This window comes from Paraburkholderia sp. BR10937 (assembly GCF_040965695.1).
Taxonomy (GTDB): domain Bacteria; phylum Pseudomonadota; class Gammaproteobacteria; order Burkholderiales; family Burkholderiaceae; genus Paraburkholderia.
Genome location: NZ_JBFRCL010000071.1, coordinates 16208 through 33571 on the forward strand (window position 1 = coordinate 16208; position 17364 = coordinate 33571).

Genomic DNA, 17364 nt, shown 5'->3' on the forward strand with positions numbered 1-17364 from the left:
CTCACTGGCCTCATCAACATGAAACCGATCGAACTCTCATTCGAATTCTTCCCGCCGAAGACGCCGGACGGCCTGGAAAAGCTGCGCGCTACGCGGGCGGAACTTGCCACGCTCAAGCCGAAGTTTTTCTCGGTGACGTTCGGCGCGGGCGGCTCGACGCAACAGGGCACGCTCGACACCGTCATCGATATCGCGAAGGCGGGCATCGAGGCGGCGCCGCACCTCTCGTGCATCGGCTCCTCGAAAGAGAGCCTGCGCGCGATTCTCGGCGAGTACCGCTCGCACGGCATCCGCCACATCGTGGCGCTGCGCGGCGACCTGCCCTCGGGCATGGGCGCGGTGGGCGAACTGCGCTATGCGTCGGAACTCGTCGCCTTCATCCGCGAGGAAACCGGCGACGCATTCCACATCGAAGTGGCCGCGTATCCCGAGTACCACCCGCAGGCGCGTTCGCCGCGCCACGACCTCGAAGCGTTCGCGCAAAAGGTCAAAGCGGGTGCCAATTCGGCGATCACGCAGTACTTCTTCAACGCGGATGCGTATTTCCGCTTCGTCGACGACGCGAAGAAGCTGGGCGTGGACATTCCCATCGTGCCCGGCATCATGCCGATCACGAACTACTCGCAGCTCATGCGTTTTTCGGAGATGTGCGGCGCCGAAGTGCCGCGCTGGGTCGCGAAGCGTCTGGAAAGCTTCGGCGACGACCGCGAGTCGATCCGCGCGTTCGGGCTCGACGTGGTGACCGACCTGTGCCGCCGTCTCGTCGAGGCGGGCGTGCCGGGCATCCACTTCTACACGCTCAACGCGGCGCCGGCCACCAAGGCCATTTGCGAGCGGCTCGGCTTCTAGGGCGCTTGCTCCCGCCCCGCCAGGCGGCGACGAACCGCGCGGTTACCGGACTCCCGGGCCGCGCGGTTTTCTTTTGGATAGCGCGATCCGGATTACTCCGGGTGCCCCAGGTCAGGCGCTCAGGCCCGCCCGGGAGCGCGCGTCAATTCGGCGCGCTATTGTCAGTTTCCGGCGCAACAAAAAGGGGCAAAGCTACGTTGCAGCGCACCATGCGACAACAAGCGATCCTGTCAACCCGGCGTTTTCCACAGGCGACGGGACTTTTGGCTTGCTTGTGACTGCGGCACCTGCTGTGTAAGATCGCGCTACGCTGGCGCAAGCCGGCACTGAACTGGAGGAAACATGAAAGAAAACAAACTGTTGCGTGCTGCACGAATGACGTCTCTCGTGGCGCTCGCAGCGGCATCGATTGCTGGAGTCCCGCTCGCGCACGCCGCGCAAAGCATTCCGAACAAGACGCTCGTCTACTGCTCGGAAGGCAGCCCCGCTGGCTTCGATCCGGCCCAATACACGACCGGCACCGACTTCACCGCGAACACGTTCACCGTCTACAACCGCCTCGTCGAATTCGAGCGCGGCGGCACCAAGGTCGAACCGGGCCTCGCAGAATCGTGGGACGTTTCGCCGGACGGCAAGACCTACACGTTCCATCTGCGTCATGGCGTGAAGTTCCAGACCACCTCGTTCTTCAAGCCCACGCGCGAATTCAATGCGGACGACGTCGTGTTCTCGTTCGACCGCATGCTCGACCCGAACAATGCGTTCCGCAAGGCCTACCCGGTGTCGTTCCCGTACTTCACCGACATGGGCCTCGACAAGCTGATCGCGAAGGTCGAGAAGGTCGACCCGTACACGGTCAAGTTCACGCTGAACGAGCCGAACGCGCCGTTCATCCAGAACATGGCGATGGAATTCGCCTCGATCCTCTCGGCTGAATACGCGGATCAACTGATGAAGGCCGGCAAGGCCGCCGACATCAACCAGTTCCCGGTCGGCACGGGTCCGTTCATCTTCAGGAGCTACACGAAGGACGCGACGATCCGCTACGACGGCAATCCCGACTACTGGAAGCCGGGCGCCGTGAAGCTCTCCAAGCTGATCTTCTCGATCACGCCGGACGCCAGCGTGCGCGTGCAGAAGATCAAGCGCGACGAATGCCAGGTGATGAGCTATCCGCGTCCCGCCGACATCGCGCCGCTGAAGGCCGAGCCGAACATCGCGATGCCGTCGCAGCCGGGCTTCAACCTGGGCTACCTGTCGTACAACGTCACGCACAAGCCGCTCGACAACGCGGACGTGCGCCACGCGCTCGACATGGCGATCAACAAGAAGGCGATCATCGACTCGGTGTACCAGGGCGCGGGCCAGCTCGCAACCAACCCGATGCCGCCGACGCAGTGGTCGTACTACAAGAACCTGCCGGCCAATGCGTACGATCCGGAAAAGGCCAAGGCGCTGCTCGCGAAGGCGGGTCAGGGCAACGGCTTCGAGATCACGCTGTGGGCCATGCCCGTGCAGCGCGCCTACAACCCGAACGCACGCTTGATGGCCGAGATGATCCAGGCCGACTGGGCGAAGATCGGCGTGAAGGCGAAGATCGTCACGTATGAGTGGGGCGAGTACATCAAGCGCGCTCACGCAGGCGAAGACGATTCGATGCTGATCGGCTGGACGGGCGACAACGGCGACCCGGACAACTGGCTCGGCACGCTGCTCGGTTGCGAAGCCGTGAACGGCAACAACTTCGGCAAGTGGTGCTACAAGCCGTTCGACGACCTGATCCAGAAGGGCCGTCAGACCTCGGACGTGGCGCAGCGCACCAAGTTCTACCAGGAAGCGCAGCAGATCTTCGCGAAGCAACTGCCGTTCTCGCCGATCGCTCACTCGACCGTCTATCAGCCGGTCAGCAAGAAGGTGACCGACATGCGCATCGAACCGCTTGGCTACGCACGCTTCGACGGCGTGGGCATGCAGTAAGGATAATCGGGTAAGACTTTCCGCTCGGTCCGCATATCAGCCAGGACCGGCGGAAAATGGTCCGGCGACCGGGGTCACGAGCCCCTGTCGCCGGTTGCGTTTCATTTCAAGCTTTTGGGGGAACACCACATGTTCCGCTTCGTATTGCGCCGCATCGGCATGGTCATACCCACGTTCATCGGGATCACCATCCTTGCGTTCGCACTCATCCACCTGATTCCGGGCGACCCCATCGAAGTGATGATGGGCGAGCGCGGCGTCGATCCGCAAATGCACGCCGAGGCGATGCACCGCCTGGGGCTCGACGAGCCCCTGCCGATGCAGTATGTGCACTACGTCTGGCACGCCGTACACGGCAATCTCGGCACCTCGATCATCACCAACACGAGCGTGATGGGCGAGTTTCTCGCGCGCTTTCCCGCCACCGTCGAGCTGTCGCTCTGCGCGCTCATTTTCGCGCTCGTGATCGGCTTGCCCGCCGGCGTGTTCGCGGCACTGCGGCGCGGCACCGTCGTCGATCACGGCGTCATGGGCACCGCGCTCACCGGCTACTCCATGCCGATTTTCTGGTGGGGGCTCATCCTCATCATGGTGTTCTCGTCGAAGCTCGGCTGGACGCCCGTGTCGGGCCGCATCGCGGTGGAATTCGACATTCCGCACGTGACCGGCTTCATGCTGATCGATTCGCTCCTGCCCGGCACCGACGAAGGCGCGTTCAGGTCGGTGCTGAGCCACCTGATCCTGCCGGCCATCGTGCTCGGCACGATTCCGCTCGCCGTGGTCGCGCGCATGACGCGCTCGTCCATGCTCGAAGTGCTGCGCGAGGACTACATCCGCACCGCGCGCGCCAAGGGGCTTTCGCCCGTGCGCGTGATCGTCGTGCATGCGCTGCGCAACGCGCTCATTCCCGTGGTGACCGTGATCGGCCTGCAGGTCGGCACGCTGCTCGCGGGCGCGGTGCTCACCGAAACGCTGTTCTCCTGGCCCGGCATCGGCAAATGGCTGATCGACGCGATCAGCCGGCGCGACTATCCGGTGGTGCAAGGCGGCATTCTCATGATCGCGACGCTCGTGATCGTCGTGAACCTGTTCGTCGATCTGCTGTACGGCGTGCTCAACCCGCGCATTCGACATACGAGGTAAGCGAGCCATGAAAATGCGAACCCCACAACACCACATTCAACACCAGGAGGCATGATGGCTGACATTCAGAACACCGTGCCTCGCGCCGTCACGCCGCCTTCTGGCCGCGCGCTCGTGCTGCGCGAATTCTGGGCGAACTTCTCGCGCAACAAGGGCGCCGTGGGCGCCGGCGTGATCGTGCTCGCGCTGATCGTCATCGCGATCTTCGCGCCGCTGATCGCGCCACACAGCCCCATCGAGCAATATCGCGACTACGTGAAGATTCCGCCCGCGTGGCTCGACGGCGGCAACTGGAAGTTCATTCTCGGCACCGACGAAGCGGGCCGCGACATCCTCTCGCGTCTGATGTACGGCGCGCGGCTCTCGCTGTGGATCGGCTGCGTCTCGGTGGTGCTCGCGCTGATTCCGGGCATCGTGCTCGGGCTCGTCGCCGCGTTCTTCGAGAAGTGGGCCGATACGCCGATCATGCGTCTCATGGACGTGCTGCTCGCGCTGCCTTCGCTGCTGCTCGCGGTGGCCGTGGTCGCGATCATCGGTCCGGGTCTCACGAACACCATGCTCGCCATCGCGATCGTGGCGCTGCCCGGCTACGTGCGTCTCACGCGCGGTTCTGCTTTGGGCGAACTGCACAAGGAGTACGTGACCGCTTCGCGTGTGGCCGGCGCCGGCACGCTGCGCCTGATGTTCTCGCAGGTGCTGCCCAACTGCACGGCTCCGCTCATCGTGCAGGCGACGCTCGGCTTTAGCTCGGCGATTCTCGACGCCGCCGCGCTCGGCTTCCTCGGCCTCGGCGTGCAGCCGCCCCGTGCGGAGTGGGGCGCGATGCTCGCCTCGGCGCGCGACTACATCGACAGCGCATGGTGGATCGTCACGATGCCGGGTCTGTCCATCCTCATTTCGGTGCTCGCGATCAACCTGCTCGGCGACGGGCTGCGCGACGCGCTCGATCCCAAGCTCAAGCGGATGGCCTGACATGAAGACGACCCCCACACTCCCTTCGGTCGTTGCCCCCCGAGGGGGCGTCAGTCCTCTTGGGGCGGCCCGGCGAGGACTGACATGAACAAAGAACTTTTGACCATCCGTAATCTGGCCGTGAACTTCAACGGCCTGCCCGCCGTTGACCGCGTGAACCTGTCGGTGGCGCCTGGCGAAGTGCTCGGCATCGTCGGCGAATCGGGCTCGGGCAAGAGCGTGACGATGATGGCGCTGATGGGCCTCATCGACGCCCCCGGCAAGGTGACGGCGGATTCGATCACCTTCGACGGCCGCGATCTGCTGGGCGCCACGGGCAATGAGCGCCGCCGCATCGTCGGCAAGGACATCGCCATGGTGTTCCAGGACGCGCTCACGAGCCAGAACCCGAGCTACACCGTCGGCTATCAGATCAAGGAAGTGCTCAAGCTGCACGAGGGCCTGCGCGGCTCGGCGCTGCACGCGCGCGCCATCGAACTGCTAGACCAGGTCGGCATTCCCGACGCGAAGAACCGCATCGACAACTTCCCGCATCAGATGTCGGGCGGCATGAACCAGCGCGTGATGATCGCGATGGCCGTGGCCTGCAACCCGAAGCTGCTGATCGCCGACGAGCCCACCACGGCGCTCGACGTGACGATCCAGGCGCAGATCATGGAACTGCTCGTGCGCCTGCAGAAGGACCGCGGCATGGCGCTCGTGCTGATTTCGCACGATCTGGCCGTGGTTTCCGAAGTCGCGCAACGCGTGGCCGTGATGTACGCGGGCGAGATCATCGAAACGAACCGCGTGCCGGACATCTTTTCGCGCCCGCATCATCCCTACACGGAAGCGCTGCTCGCCGCGATTCCCGAGCACAACAAGGGGGCGATGCGGCTTGCCGCGCTGCCCGGCATGGTGCCCGGCCGCGACGACCGGCCGAGCGGCTGTCTGTTCGCGCCGCGCTGCAAGTATGTCGTGGATGACTGCATGAAGGCGCGGCCGGCGCTCGACGCGGTGACCGATGAAAGTGGCTACGCGCAAGTGCGCTGCATCAAGCCGCTGAACGCGGCGGTGACTCAATCCAGTGGAGGCGCGCGATGAACGCAGTCCAGCAACACGCGGCTCATCAGGACCATCAGGACGACAAGGTTCTCATCGCCGACGATCTCAAGAAGCACTACACCGTCAAACGCGGCGTGTTCGGCACGGGGACCGTGAAGGCGCTCAACGGCGTGTCGTTCTCGCTCACACGCGGGCGCACGCTCGCCGTGGTCGGCGAGTCCGGCTGCGGCAAATCGACTCTCGCGCGCCAGCTCACGATGATCGAGCCGCCCACCGCGGGCAAGCTGACGATCGACGGCGAGGATGTTGCGCACGCCAACGCCGCGAAAATCGCCGCGCTGCGCCGCCGCGTGCAGATGGTGTTCCAGAACCCGTTCGCCTCGCTCAATCCGCGCAAGACCGTGGAGCAGACGCTCGGTGAGCCGCTTGCCATCAACACGCGGCTCACGGCGAGCGAGCGCGCGGACCGCATCGCGCACATGATGCGCATCGTCGGCCTGCGCCCCGAGCACGCCAAGCGCTATCCGCACATGTTCTCGGGCGGCCAGCGTCAGCGCGTGGCGATCGCGCGGGCCATGATTCTCGACCCGCAGATCGTCGTGGCCGACGAGCCGGTTTCCGCGCTCGACGTCTCGATCCAGGCGCAGATTCTCAATCTGTTCATGGACTTGCAGGAGCAGTTCCGCACGAGCTACGTGTTCATCTCGCACAACCTGGCCGTGGTCGAACACATTGCCGACGACGTGATGGTGATGTATCTGGGCGGCGTGGCGGAACTGGGCGACAAGGACACGGTGATCTCGCGGCCGCGTCATCCGTACACGCGCTCGCTGCTCTCGGCCACGCCCGCGATCTTCGAAGCGGACCGCCGCGTGAAGATCAAGCTCGAGGGCGAATTGCCTTCGCCGCTCAACCCGCCGTCTGGTTGCACGTTCCATCAACGTTGTCCATACGCGGTCGAGCGGTGTCGTAAGGAAGTGCCTGTTCTTCGCGAAGTGGACGGCCGTCAGGTATCCTGCCATCGTGCGGAGGAGGTGGGGGAAGAGGATGGGCGGCCCATGCCGGCCTGAAGCGACGGCGGCGCGTCGTTTTATTGCTACGCGCCGCCAGTTGATGGGCGGCCGTCGTGCCGCCTTTTTCACTGTTTTTTCCACCGTTTTCTCCGCCGTCCTTTCAATCATTCCGGCTGCCGCGCTTGCCGTGGCGGCCGGGCTGGGTACGGCTGTTCGTGTGACATTCGGTGTGGCTTTTGGTGTGGCATTCGCGGTGGCGTTGCGTGCGGCGTTGAAGAAAGCGTCGCGCGCTGCGGCGCGCGTGGTGCTCACGCTGGCGCTCGCGGTCGGCGTGCTCGCAGGCGCAGCGGGCCAGGCGGTCGCTGGCGGCGCCGTCGCCAACACGCCCGGGGTGCACCCGGCCGTGCCCATGCCGCGCGGCGCGAACGGCGGCATTCCCGGCTTTCACGCCGCGCCCGCCGCGCCGAGCTACGCATCGGGCACGACGGCTGGCGGCCCGGTGCGCACCCAGCCTGCGCGCATGCCGTTCTATGTCGCCACGCGCGGCAATCTCACGATCTATCTGCTCGGCACGCTCCATGTGGGCGACCCTGCCGACTATCCGCCCGGCCAGCCGTTTCGCCCGCAGATTCTCGCGGCGCTCGCCGCGTCGCCCATTCTTGCGCTCGAGCTATCCCCCGACGATCTGCTGGTGTCCCAGGACGACGTCTCGAAATACGGGGTGTGCAGACGGCCCTGCCTGCCGGGTCTCTTGCCCGATCCGCTCTGGCAGAAACTCGAGGCGCGCATGCGCGGCAATCCGGAGGCGCTCGCCGAGATCCGCAAGATGCGGCCGTGGCTCGCCTCGCTGCTGGTGGAAACCTACGACTCGCTGAGCGCCGGCCTGCAGACCGAGTACGGCACCGAGGCGCAGCTGCAGAACGTGTTCCTGCGCTGGAAGGGCCGCCGCATCGTCGGGCTGGAGACGCTCGGCGAGCAGATGCGCGCCTTCACGAACCTGAGCCTCGCGCAGCAGCGCGAGATGCTCGCACAGGACCTGGCGCAGACGCCGGCGCAAAACGTCTCCGACGTGCAGACGCTCCTGCACCTGTGGCGCGTGGGCGACGCCGACGCGATCGCCGCCTGGGAATCGGCGCGCACCGAAAAGCTCTCGCACGACGCGCGGGTGGCGGCGTCGGTCGACAACCGCATCGTCTACGAGCGCAACCGGCGCTTCGTTTCGCGCATGCAGCAGTACGTGGCGCCCAACAAGCCGCTCTTCGTCGCCGTCGGCGCGCTGCACCTGGGCGGACCTAAAGGCGTGCTTCAGCTGTTGCGCCAGCGTGGCTTCAACGTCGACCCGGGTTGAGCCGGGTCGGGCCTTTACGCTCGCATCTTGCGCTCGCGCGCGGGCTGAATGCAAAAAGCCGGCTTTCGCCGTTTTTTTGCAACCGCATGCGTAAGTGTCTTCAAAACCCGAACACGTTCAGCAGCACGATATTCGCCGCGAGGATGCCCAGCGCCGTGGGCACCTGCACGCGGATCACCGCGTTCTTGTCGGGCAGCTCCAGCAGCGCGGCGGGCACCATGTTGAAGTTCGCGGCCATCGGCGTCATGAGCGTGCCGCAGTAGCCCGAGAACATGCCGATGGCGGCCATCATCGCCGGATTGACGTGGAACACGCCCACCAGCACCGGCACGCCCACGCCGCCCGTCATCACCGGAAACGCGGCGAAGCCGTTGCCCATGATGATCGTGAAGAGCGCCATGCCCACGCAATACACGACGACAGCGACGAAGCGCACGTCCATGTTGATGTACGACGTCGTCACGTGCGCGACGGCCTTGCCGACGCCCGCGTCCGAGAACACGAGGCCGAGCATGCCGAGCATTTGCGGCAGGACGGCGGCCCACGAAAGCGCGTCGACGAGGCGGCGCGTTTCCTTCATCGACTGGCCGACGCTGTCGCGCGTGATGATGCAGGCAATCACGAGCGCGATCACGCAGCCGATGCCGAAGCCGATCAGCGTGACGTTCTTCGGGTCGATGAGCGGCTTGCCGCCGAATACGAGATGGCTGGCCGCGAGCGTGAGCACGACGGTGATGACCGGAATGGTGAGCGCGGGCACGAAGAGCTTGTTGCCGAGGCGCTTCGCGCTGGCGATACGCGTTTCGAGCGCAAGCACCTTGGGCTTCGCGGCCGTCACGCCGCCGAGACCCGCGATCAGCGCCATGGCGAGCACGAGCACGCCCACGACTTCGGCGGGCAGCAGGTCGCCGACGAGAAAGATGAGCGCATAGAGCAGCCAGAAGCCGCCCGCCGTGAAGCGGCGTGGATGCTCGCGGTCCATCACGATCATGCCGCCGACGATGAGCAGCACGATGCCGAGCAGCCAGAAGAGCCAGTTGAGGGTGAGCGTCATGCTTCGTCTCCCTGTGCGCGGTTTGCAGCCTTGGCGTCGCTCCCGTTGCGCATGGCGCCCAGTTCGCGTTCGAGCTTGCGGTCGAGCAGCCAGAGCCGGAAGCCGTGAATCAGGAACGCGCAGATCGCCGTCGGAATGCCCCAGAACGCCACATGGATCGGCTCGACCGAAACGCCCGCTTCCTTGAGCAGCGTGACCATCAGCACGATCGCGCCGAACGCGACGAAGATGTCCTCGCCGAAGAAGAGACCCACGTTGTCGGTCGCGGCCGAATAGGCGCGCAGCTTGTAGCGCACGGCGTCGGAGAGCTTGCCGAAGCGGTTTTCGGTGGCGCCTTCGGCCATCGGCGCGATGAGCGGACGCACCATCTGCGGATGGCCGCCGAGGCCCGTCAAGCCGACGGCGGCAGTCAACTCGCGCACGAGCAGATAGACGATCAGCAGGCGCCCGGCGGTGGCCGCCTTGATGCTGCCGATCCAGATCTGCGCGCGCTCACGCAGGCCGTGGCGCTCGAGCAGCCCGATCACGGCGAGCGGCAACAGGATGATGAGCGGAATGTTGCGGGTCTTGATGAAGCCGGTGCCGATGGCGGCGAGAATCTTCGCGACCGGGAAGCCCCCGGCGAAACCGGTGACGACGGCCGCCGCGGCGACGATCAGCATCGGATTGAAGCGTAGCAAGAAGCCGGCGATGATGACGGCCACGCCGATCAGCGGCCATAAGTTGACGGTGCTCTGCATGTAGATCTCCAAACGTATTGGCTTGTCATTGATTGCCGCGGATAGCGGCGTTGACTTCGTGGCTCTGTCGGCCATTCGCACAACTACGAACCTGCTGGATACGACTACGGACCTGCTGGGTACAACTACGCCTGGCAAGCTTGCGCTGCCGAGGGATTGCCTGGTGAAAACCTTCGGTGATACGGCTCGAGCGGCGCGCGGCGCATGCCGCGCGCCTTGCTGCATTCAAACTCGCGTGCGTCAGGCTTCGCCGGCCCCCGCCGCGCGCACGCCGATGCCGGCGTCGTCGAGCGCCGTACGGATGCGCCGCGCGAACGCGAGTGCGTGCGGGCCGTCGCCATGCAGGCAAATGGTCTGCGCGTTGAGCGCCACCCAGGCGCCGTTCACGGCCTGCACGCGCTGCTCGCGGATCATCGCGAGCGTGCGCGCGAGCACGGTGTCTTCGTCGTCGAGCAACGCGCCCGGCTCGCTGCGCGGCACGAGCGAGCCGTCCGCGCGATAGCCGCGGTCGGCGAACACTTCCTCGATCGCGACGAGCCCCGCCTCGCGCGCCGCCGTCACGAGGCCGCTGCCCGCGAGCGCGAACACCGTCACGGAAGGATCGAAGTCGTGCACCGCGGAGACGATGGCCTCGGCGATCTGCGGGTCACGCGCGGCCTGGTTGTAGAGCGCGCCGTGCGGCTTCACGTGGGCGATGCGTCCGCCTTCGGCCTGGGCGATCGCGGAGAGCGCGCCGAGCTGATACAGCACGCCCGCGTAGATTTCCTCGGGCGGCAGGTTCATCTCCTTGCGGCCGAAGTTCTCAGGGTCGTTGAAGCTCGGATGCGCGCCGATCGACACGCCTTTCTCCACTGCCCAGCGCACGCATTCGCGCATGGCGTTGGCGCCGCCGGCGTGCCAGCCGCATGCGATGTTGGCGGAGCTCACGAGGTCGAGCAGCGCCTCGTCGGAGCCGCAGCCTTCGCCGAGATCGGCGTTCAGATCGATGGTGGTCATGATGTGTTCCTCTTGCTGCTCGTCTTGCCTGTGGTGCCTGAAAATCACGCGCTCGCGGCCGCGTTCGCGCGGCGGGTCGCAAGGCGTTCGTCGTGCATGGCGATCGCGGTGTCGATCTGCCGCAAATACGCCCGTTCCTCTTCCAGCGCCGCGCGCGCGGCGGCCGGCGTCGCTTCCACGAAACGCACGCCCCCGGTGAGCCGCACCTGGGCGAGCTTCCACCAGTCGGCGCGAATCACGGAGCCGATCTTCGGGTAGCCGCCCGTGGTCTGCGCGTCGGCCATCAGCACGATGGGCTGGCCGCTTGGCGGCACCTGGATCGTGCCGGGCAGCACGGCGTGCGAGAGCAGGTCCGCGCCGCTCGCGCGCGCGAGCGGCGTGCCCGTGAGCCGAAAGCCCATGCGGTTGCTGTTGGGCGTGAGCTGCCATTCATCGGACCAGAGCGCCCGCTGCGCCTCGGCTGTGAAGCTGTCGTACTCGGGGCCGCGCAGCACGCGCACGGGCACGGCCCAGGCCATGCCGTCCGGATGGCGTCCGCGGCGGTGATGCGGCTCGTCCGCGAGCGCGAAGTTGCACCACACGGGCGCCTTCACGCCGAAGGCCGGCGCGCCCGGGTCGAGCGCGGCGCGCTCGCGGCCCGGCGCGAACGAGGCGCCTGTGGCGAGCCGGTCGCCGTCCTTGAGCGCGCGGCCCGCGAGGCCGCCGAAGCCCGCCGCGAGGTCGGTGCTGCGCGAGCCGAGCATGGGCAGCACGTCGACGCCGCCGGCCACGCACACATAGGCGCGCATGCCGCGCTTCGCGCCGTTCAGCACGAGTTCCTCGCCGGCGGCCACGGGCAGGCTCCACCACGACCAGACCGGGCGGCCGCCGAGCGTCGCGCCGAAGTCGGTGCCGGTAATGGCGACGCGCGTGGCGCGCGCGAAGCGCAGCGCGACGGGGCCGAAGGTGATTTCCACGCCGGCGGCGTCGGGCCGGTTGCCGACGAGGCGGTTGCCCACTTCGAGCGCGAGCGTATCGAGCGCGCCGCCGGTGGCGACGCCCAGATGCCGGTAGCCGGGGCGGCCGAGATCCTGGACCGTGGTGAGCAGGCCCGCGCGTAATACTTCGATCATGCGTGGAGCTCCGCGATGGTGAAACGCACGCGGTCGCCCGGCATGAGCAGCGAAGGCGGATTGCGCGAAGGGTCGAACAGCTTCACGGCGGTGCGGCCGATCAGTTGCCAGCCGCCTGGCGAAGCGGCCGGATAGATGCCCGTCTGCTCCCCGCCGATGCCCACCGACCCGGCCGGGACGGCCAGGCGCGGCTCGCGGCGGCGCGGCGTGTGCAGCGCGGGTTCGAGACCGCCGAGATAGGCGAAGCCGGGCTGAAAGCCGAGGAAGAACACCGTGTAGATGCCCGCGGCATGGCGCGCGGCGACGTCGGCGGCCGCGAGCGCGCAGTGCTGCGCGACCGCTTCGAGATCGGGGCCGTGTTCGCCGCCGTAGACCACGGGTATTTCGACTTCGCGGCCTGCCGCGCTCGCGTCTTCGGCCTCGCGCCATGCGTCGCGCAGCGCGAGCGCGAGCGCCGCGGCGTCGGCCGAGAGCGGATCGAAGGTGATCGTCAGGTTGTTCATGCCGGGCACCACTTCGCGCACCGGCGCCCACCCGCGCGCGAGCGCGGCGACGGCCCAGACGCGGCGCTGGACCTCGAGCGTGGCGGGCGGCGGCGCTTCGCAGACGAGCGCTTCGTCACCGAGAGGAAAAATGCGAGGGTCAGAATTCGGCATGTTGGATCGATCAGGGGACGGTTCGACCGGTCGAAAATTAGCGCACGGGGATGCACAGGCGGGGCCGGTGCCGTTCCTTCCTAGCGTACATTGTCGATAAATTATCTACAAATTATCAATAAGCGTTTTCGCCAGGCGCGCGGCAAACGCGCTGCAATTACACTCACGCCACGCCGCTTTGCCTTTTCGAACACCGACTACCGGGTTATCTGCCATGTCGCGCCAGCCGACCAAGATCGTTTCGTCCGAACATCTCGTCTCCGAGACGAGCGCCGAGCTTTCCGAGTTCGAGTACGCGCTCATCATGGCGAGCAACGCGTTCAACCGCTGGATGGTGCGCTGCATGTCGGCGGCGGGCGTGAAGGACATGACGCCGATCGAGGTGTCGCTGCTCCATCACGTCGGCCATCGCGAGCGGCGCAAGAAGCTCGCGGATATCTGCTTCGTGCTCAACATCGAGGACACGCACGTGGCCACGTATGCGCTGAAGAAGCTTGTCTCCAGAGGGTATGTAAAAAGCGAAAAGACCGGCAAGGAAGTCTTCTTTTCGGTCACGCCGGAAGGCCAGGCGTTGTGCCTGCGCTATCGGGACGTGCGCGAGAGTTGCCTCATCGCGACGCTCAAGGAGAGCGGCCTCACGAACCAGCAGATCGGCGACGCCGCGCAACTCATGCGCAATGCGTCGGGGCTCTATGATACGGCCGCGCGCGCGGCGGCCTCGCTCTGAGCGATCAAGACGCGTTCAGCGCTCACGTGAACGTTGGCAAAGATGCGTGGCGGCCTCGGTCACCACGGCGTCGAGCGGCAGGTCGTGCGCCTCGCGCGCGAGCACGCCGTCGTCGATGCGGCAGGCTTCATACGCAATGCCCACCGTGACGGGCAACGCAACGCCGGGCCAGGCGGCCAGCGTGCGGTCGTAGTAGCCGCCGCCGTAGCCGAGGCGATAGCCGTCGCGATCGAAACCCACGCAAGGTACGAGGAGAAGATCGGGCACGATCACTTCCTGTGACTGCGGCTCGAGGATCCCGTGATGGCCCTCGCGCATCGGTGCGTCGGGCGCCCAGGCGTGAAAGACGAGCGGCGTGTGGCGCTCGGGAATGGCGGGCAGGGCGGCGCAGCGTGACGCATCGGCGGCGAGCCAGGCGGTGATCCAGGCGCGCGCATCGAACTCGCCGCGCAAGGGCCAGTAGAACCCGATCGAACGCGGCGAAAATTGCGCGACGAGCGCATCGAGACGGGCCGCGAGCGCCGCACCGATTGCCACGTCGGAAGCCGCCTCAATTCGCCGAGGAAGCAGCCTTGCACGCCAGTCCTTTTTGGATTCCGTGTGAGGGTTGCGTGCTATGCTTGGGTTCACCTCGCGCTCCAGAAATAACGATGTCCAAACGCCTTGTCCGAGTATATCGCGTGGTCGGTCTCGCACTGACTGCCGCGGCACTCGTAGCATGCAGCACGGCGGACGCCGTGCGCCCCGTCGCACTGCCCCCAGGCGCAGTCCTTACGAACGACGATCAGACTTTCATCCAGCTTCGCGAAGCCGCGCGCAACAACGATCCGGCGCGCGCCGCGCAACTCGCTGCGATGATTCCCGATTACCCGGCGCCGTCGTACCTCGAATACTTCCAGCTCAAGCCGCAGCTGTTCGATTCGCAAGGCCACGCGCGCATCGACGCGCCCGATGCGCCGGTGCTGTCGTTCCTGCAGCGCTACGACGGCCAGGCGATCGCCGACCGCATGCGCAACGACTATCTGACCGTGCTCGGCGCGCGCCACGACTGGGCGAACTTCGACCAGCAATATTCGCGCTTCGTGCTCAACGACGACACGCAGGTGAAGTGCTACGCGCTGGAGTCGCGCGCGGCGCGCGGCGAGAACGTCGCGAACGACGCGCGTGCGCTGCTCACCGAGCCGCGCTATTACGGCGACGGCTGCGTCGATCTCATCACCGCGCTTGCCATCAAAGGCCAGTTCTCGAGCGACGACGTGTGGCAGCAGATCCGCCTCGCCTACGAGCAAAACCAGACCTCGACCGGCGCGAAGCTGCTCGACGGCCTTTCGCAGCGCCCCGACCCGACCGCGTTCAGCCAGGCCGTAAGCACGCCTCCGCTCACGCTCGCGCAAGGCGTCACCGCCGACCCGCAATCGCACCAGCTCGCGCTGCTCGCCACCACCGTGATGGCGGCCAACGATCCGGCCATGGCAGCAGCCACCTTCGCCACCGTCGCACCGCAGCTCAGTTCGCCGGAGCGCGCGATAGGCTGGGGCACGATCGGCTATCAAGGGGCGTTGAAGCGCCTGCCCGCTTCGCTCGGCTGGTACCGCCTCTCGGCCAATGCGCCTCTCTCGAACCCGGCTTACGAATGGCGTACGCGCGCCGCGCTGCTGGGCGGCGACTGGACCATGGTGCGCTGGTCGATCGAACAGATGCCGGCCGCGCTGCGCGCGCAGCCGTCGTGGGTGTACTGGCACGCACGCGCGCTCAAGCAGGCCGGCGAAACGGGCGCAGCGAACCAGGAATTCGCGTCGATTTCGCAGGGCTATAACTTCTACGGACAACTCGCCACCGAAGAACTCGGCCAGAAGATCACCATCCCGCCGAAGACCACGGTGAGCGACGCCGACATCGCCCAGGTTGCGCAAACGCCGGGCTTCGCGCTCGCGCAGCGCTTCTATGCGCTGAATCTGCGGCTCGAAGGCAATCGCGAATGGAACTGGCCGCTGCGTGGCATGAGCGACCGGCAGCTGCTCGCCGTCGCCGAATACGCGAAGCGCATCCAGCTGCTCGACCGCACCGTCAACACGGCCGACCGCACGCAAACAGAGCACGACTTCTCGCTGCGCTATCTCGCGCCGTTCCGCGACGTCGTGGAGCGCGACGCGCAAACCAGCGGCCTCGACGTCGAATGGGCCTACGGCCTGATTCGCCAGGAATCGCGTTTCATTCTCAATGCCAGGTCGGGCGTGGGCGCGAGCGGCCTCATGCAGATCATGCCGGCCACGGCGCAGATGGTGGCGAAGAAGATCGGCCTCGGGCCCCTGTCGCGCGACCAGCTCAACGATCTCGACACCAACATCCTGCTCGGAACGAATTATTTGTCGATGATCTACAATCAGTTCGACGGCTCCGCCGTGCTCGCCACCGCGGGCTACAACGCCGGGCCGGGCCGCCCGCGCGCATGGCGCCAGACTTTGCAGGGCGGCGTCGAGGGCGCCATCTTCGCGGAAACCATTCCGTTCCAGGAAACCCGCGATTACGTGAAAAACGTGTTGTCGAACACGGTCTACTATGCGGCGCTGTTCGAGGGCCGTCCGCAATCGCTGAAGGCGCGTCTCGGCTATATCTCGCCGTAAGCGCCGGGCCGGCAGGCCGCGGCGCTTCCCTTCATACGGAAACGCGCGCGGCATGACGGCACGCTGCGTGCTCCGTCTTCCGATTGGCGCGCTGCGGGACGAACCGGACCTCGTACGCGGCGGCGCCGTCTGCCCGAGGAGGTCGAAGATGCGACATCAAGCCATTGCGGTCATCGGCGGTTCGGGATTCATCGGCAGCCATCTCGTCAACGCGCTCGTCGAGGCGGGCAAGGACGTGCGCGTCGCCACCCGCCGCCGCTACAACGCCCGCCATCTCACCCTGCTGCCCGTCGACGTGGTCGAGGCCGATGTGTCCGATCCGGTCGCGCTCGCGGCGTTCGTCGAAAATGCGGACGCGGTCATCAATCTCGTCGGCGCGCTCAACGGCGGGCGCGGCGATCCCTACGGACCGGGCTTCGCGAAGCTGCACGTCGACTTGCCCACGAAGATCGTCGCCGCCTGCGAGGGCAAGGGCGTGCACCGCCTGATCCACATCAGCGCCCTCGGCGCCGACCCGCGCGGGCCGAGCATGTACCTGCGCTCGAAGGGCGACGGCGAGAAAGCCGTGCACGCGGCCACGGCGCTCGCCACGACCATCTTCCGGCCTTCCGTCGTATTCGGTCCCGAGGACACTTTCCTCAACCGCTTCGCGCTCCTGCAGCGGCTCTTCCCGATGATTCCGCTCGCCATGCCCGACGCGAAGTTCCAGCCGGTGTTCGTGGGCGACGTGTCGAAGGCGATCGTCAACGTGCTCGATCTCGACGCCGCGAGCGGGCACACTTACGAACTCGGCGGCCCGACGGTCTACACGCTCGAACAGCTGCTGCAGTATTGCGGCGAAGTCGTGGGCCGGCACGCGCGCATCGTGCGGCTGCCCGACGCGTTCGGGCGCCTGCAGGCGCTCTCGTTCGAGATGGCGCCGGGCGTGCCGGTGCTCACGCGCGATAATCTCGATTCGATGAAGGTGGACAGCGTGCTGACCGGGCCGCTCGCACCCGAGCTCGATATCGAGCCCGCGAGCATCGAGACGATCGCGCCGCTCTATCTCGCCGACGCCTCGCTGCGTTCGCGGCTGAACATCTTTCGCGCCAGTGCCGGCCGATAGTCCA

General features: G+C 66.4%; 16 protein-coding genes. 10 read left to right on the forward strand and 6 right to left on the reverse strand.

Annotation, left to right across the window (positions count from 1 at the left end; all coding sequences use genetic code 11):
- Positions 1-18: 18 nt before the first annotated feature.
- From metF to AB4Y44_RS36880, 7 genes are all read left to right on the forward strand, one after another.
- Positions 19-849, forward strand: a complete 831-nt coding sequence (gene metF / locus AB4Y44_RS36850) for a methylenetetrahydrofolate reductase [NAD(P)H] (protein WP_368702248.1) — start codon at positions 19-21, stop codon at positions 847-849.
- Between the two features lie 342 nt (positions 850-1191).
- Positions 1192-2826, forward strand: coding sequence for an ABC transporter substrate-binding protein (locus AB4Y44_RS36855; RefSeq protein WP_368702249.1), 1635 nt, complete (start codon positions 1192-1194; stop codon positions 2824-2826).
- Between the two features lie 129 nt (positions 2827-2955).
- On the forward strand, positions 2956-3969 hold the full coding sequence (locus tag AB4Y44_RS36860; RefSeq protein ID WP_342920389.1) for an ABC transporter permease subunit: 1014 nt from the start codon (positions 2956-2958) through the stop codon (positions 3967-3969).
- A 54-nt stretch (positions 3970-4023) separates the two neighbouring features.
- Positions 4024-4941, forward strand: a complete 918-nt coding sequence (locus tag AB4Y44_RS36865; protein ID WP_342920443.1) for an ABC transporter permease subunit — start codon at positions 4024-4026, stop codon at positions 4939-4941.
- Between the two features lie 84 nt (positions 4942-5025).
- Positions 5026-6024 (forward strand): ABC transporter ATP-binding protein, encoded by a 999-nt coding sequence (locus AB4Y44_RS36870; RefSeq protein ID WP_368702250.1) that lies wholly within the window; start codon positions 5026-5028, stop codon positions 6022-6024.
- Positions 6021-7055 (forward strand): peptide ABC transporter ATP-binding protein, encoded by a 1035-nt coding sequence (locus tag AB4Y44_RS36875; protein ID WP_368702251.1) that lies wholly within the window; start codon positions 6021-6023, stop codon positions 7053-7055. The genes AB4Y44_RS36870 and AB4Y44_RS36875 overlap by 4 nt, the downstream gene beginning before the upstream one ends.
- Positions 7056-7227: 172 nt before the next feature.
- Entirely contained in the window at positions 7228-8346 is a 1119-nt protein-coding gene (locus AB4Y44_RS36880) for a TraB/GumN family protein (RefSeq protein ID WP_368702261.1), read from the forward strand.
- 100 nt (positions 8347-8446) lie between these two features.
- Here AB4Y44_RS36880 and AB4Y44_RS36885 read toward each other — a convergent pair whose 3' ends face one another.
- The 5 genes from AB4Y44_RS36885 to pxpB all read right to left on the reverse strand — a co-directional run bounded on the left by AB4Y44_RS36885 (position 8447) and on the right by pxpB (position 12904).
- Entirely contained in the window at positions 8447-9400 is a 954-nt protein-coding gene (locus AB4Y44_RS36885; protein ID WP_342920393.1) for a DUF979 domain-containing protein, read from the reverse strand.
- Entirely contained in the window at positions 9397-10140 is a 744-nt protein-coding gene (locus tag AB4Y44_RS36890; RefSeq protein WP_342920394.1) for a DUF969 domain-containing protein, read from the reverse strand. Before AB4Y44_RS36890 ends, AB4Y44_RS36885 begins: the two co-directional genes overlap by 4 nt.
- A gap of 240 nt (positions 10141-10380) precedes the next feature.
- Positions 10381-11136, reverse strand: coding sequence for a 5-oxoprolinase subunit PxpA (gene pxpA / locus AB4Y44_RS36895; protein ID WP_368695091.1), 756 nt, complete (start codon positions 11134-11136; stop codon positions 10381-10383).
- A gap of 44 nt (positions 11137-11180) precedes the next feature.
- Positions 11181-12248 (reverse strand): biotin-dependent carboxyltransferase family protein, encoded by a 1068-nt coding sequence (locus tag AB4Y44_RS36900; protein ID WP_368702252.1) that lies wholly within the window; start codon positions 12246-12248, stop codon positions 11181-11183.
- On the reverse strand, positions 12245-12904 hold the full coding sequence (gene pxpB, locus AB4Y44_RS36905) for a 5-oxoprolinase subunit PxpB (protein ID WP_368702253.1): 660 nt from the start codon (positions 12902-12904) through the stop codon (positions 12245-12247). The genes AB4Y44_RS36900 and pxpB overlap by 4 nt, the downstream gene beginning before the upstream one ends.
- 214 nt (positions 12905-13118) lie before the next feature.
- On the opposite strand from pxpB, the gene AB4Y44_RS36910 reads away from it, so the two are divergent.
- A complete protein-coding gene (locus tag AB4Y44_RS36910; RefSeq protein ID WP_342920398.1) occupies positions 13119-13631 on the forward strand; it encodes a winged helix DNA-binding protein in 513 nt (170 codons plus the stop codon).
- A 15-nt stretch (positions 13632-13646) separates the two neighbouring features.
- Here AB4Y44_RS36910 and AB4Y44_RS36915 read toward each other — a convergent pair whose 3' ends face one another.
- Positions 13647-14273, reverse strand: a complete 627-nt coding sequence (locus tag AB4Y44_RS36915; RefSeq protein WP_368702262.1) for a 5-formyltetrahydrofolate cyclo-ligase — start codon at positions 14271-14273, stop codon at positions 13647-13649.
- Positions 14274-14281: 8 nt separating this feature from the next.
- Between AB4Y44_RS36915 and AB4Y44_RS36920 the strand changes: the two genes are divergently transcribed.
- Positions 14282-16255 carry a transglycosylase SLT domain-containing protein gene (locus tag AB4Y44_RS36920; protein ID WP_342920399.1) on the forward strand — a complete coding sequence of 658 codons (1974 nt, stop codon included), beginning with the start codon at positions 14282-14284 and terminating at the stop codon, positions 16253-16255.
- 148 nt (positions 16256-16403) lie between these two features.
- Positions 16404-17360, forward strand: a complete 957-nt coding sequence (locus AB4Y44_RS36925) for a complex I NDUFA9 subunit family protein (RefSeq protein ID WP_368702254.1) — start codon at positions 16404-16406, stop codon at positions 17358-17360.
- Positions 17361-17364: the final 4 nt, after the last annotated feature.

Bases quoted from the DNA above. Each gene is read 5' to 3' on its own strand.
- metF (WP_368702248.1), top strand. From the start codon at position 19: ATGAAACCGATCGAACTCTCATTCGAATTCTTCCCGCCGAAGACGCCG.
- AB4Y44_RS36855 (WP_368702249.1), top strand. From the start codon at position 1,192: ATGAAAGAAAACAAACTGTTGCGTGCTGCACGAATGACGTCTCTCGTG.
- AB4Y44_RS36860 (WP_342920389.1), top strand. From the start codon at position 2,956: ATGTTCCGCTTCGTATTGCGCCGCATCGGCATGGTCATACCCACGTTC.
- AB4Y44_RS36865 (WP_342920443.1), top strand. From the start codon at position 4,024: ATGGCTGACATTCAGAACACCGTGCCTCGCGCCGTCACGCCGCCTTCT.
- AB4Y44_RS36870 (WP_368702250.1), top strand. From the start codon at position 5,026: ATGAACAAAGAACTTTTGACCATCCGTAATCTGGCCGTGAACTTCAAC.
- AB4Y44_RS36875 (WP_368702251.1), top strand. From the start codon at position 6,021: ATGAACGCAGTCCAGCAACACGCGGCTCATCAGGACCATCAGGACGAC.
- AB4Y44_RS36885 (WP_342920393.1), bottom strand. From the start codon at position 9,400: ATGACGCTCACCCTCAACTGGCTCTTCTGGCTGCTCGGCATCGTGCTG.
- AB4Y44_RS36890 (WP_342920394.1), bottom strand. From the start codon at position 10,140: ATGCAGAGCACCGTCAACTTATGGCCGCTGATCGGCGTGGCCGTCATC.
- pxpA (WP_368695091.1), bottom strand. From the start codon at position 11,136: ATGACCACCATCGATCTGAACGCCGATCTCGGCGAAGGCTGCGGCTCC.
- AB4Y44_RS36900 (WP_368702252.1), bottom strand. From the start codon at position 12,248: ATGATCGAAGTATTACGCGCGGGCCTGCTCACCACGGTCCAGGATCTC.
- pxpB (WP_368702253.1), bottom strand. From the start codon at position 12,904: ATGCCGAATTCTGACCCTCGCATTTTTCCTCTCGGTGACGAAGCGCTC.
- AB4Y44_RS36910 (WP_342920398.1), top strand. From the start codon at position 13,119: ATGTCGCGCCAGCCGACCAAGATCGTTTCGTCCGAACATCTCGTCTCC.
- AB4Y44_RS36920 (WP_342920399.1), top strand. From the start codon at position 14,282: ATGTCCAAACGCCTTGTCCGAGTATATCGCGTGGTCGGTCTCGCACTG.
- AB4Y44_RS36925 (WP_368702254.1), top strand. From the start codon at position 16,404: ATGCGACATCAAGCCATTGCGGTCATCGGCGGTTCGGGATTCATCGGC.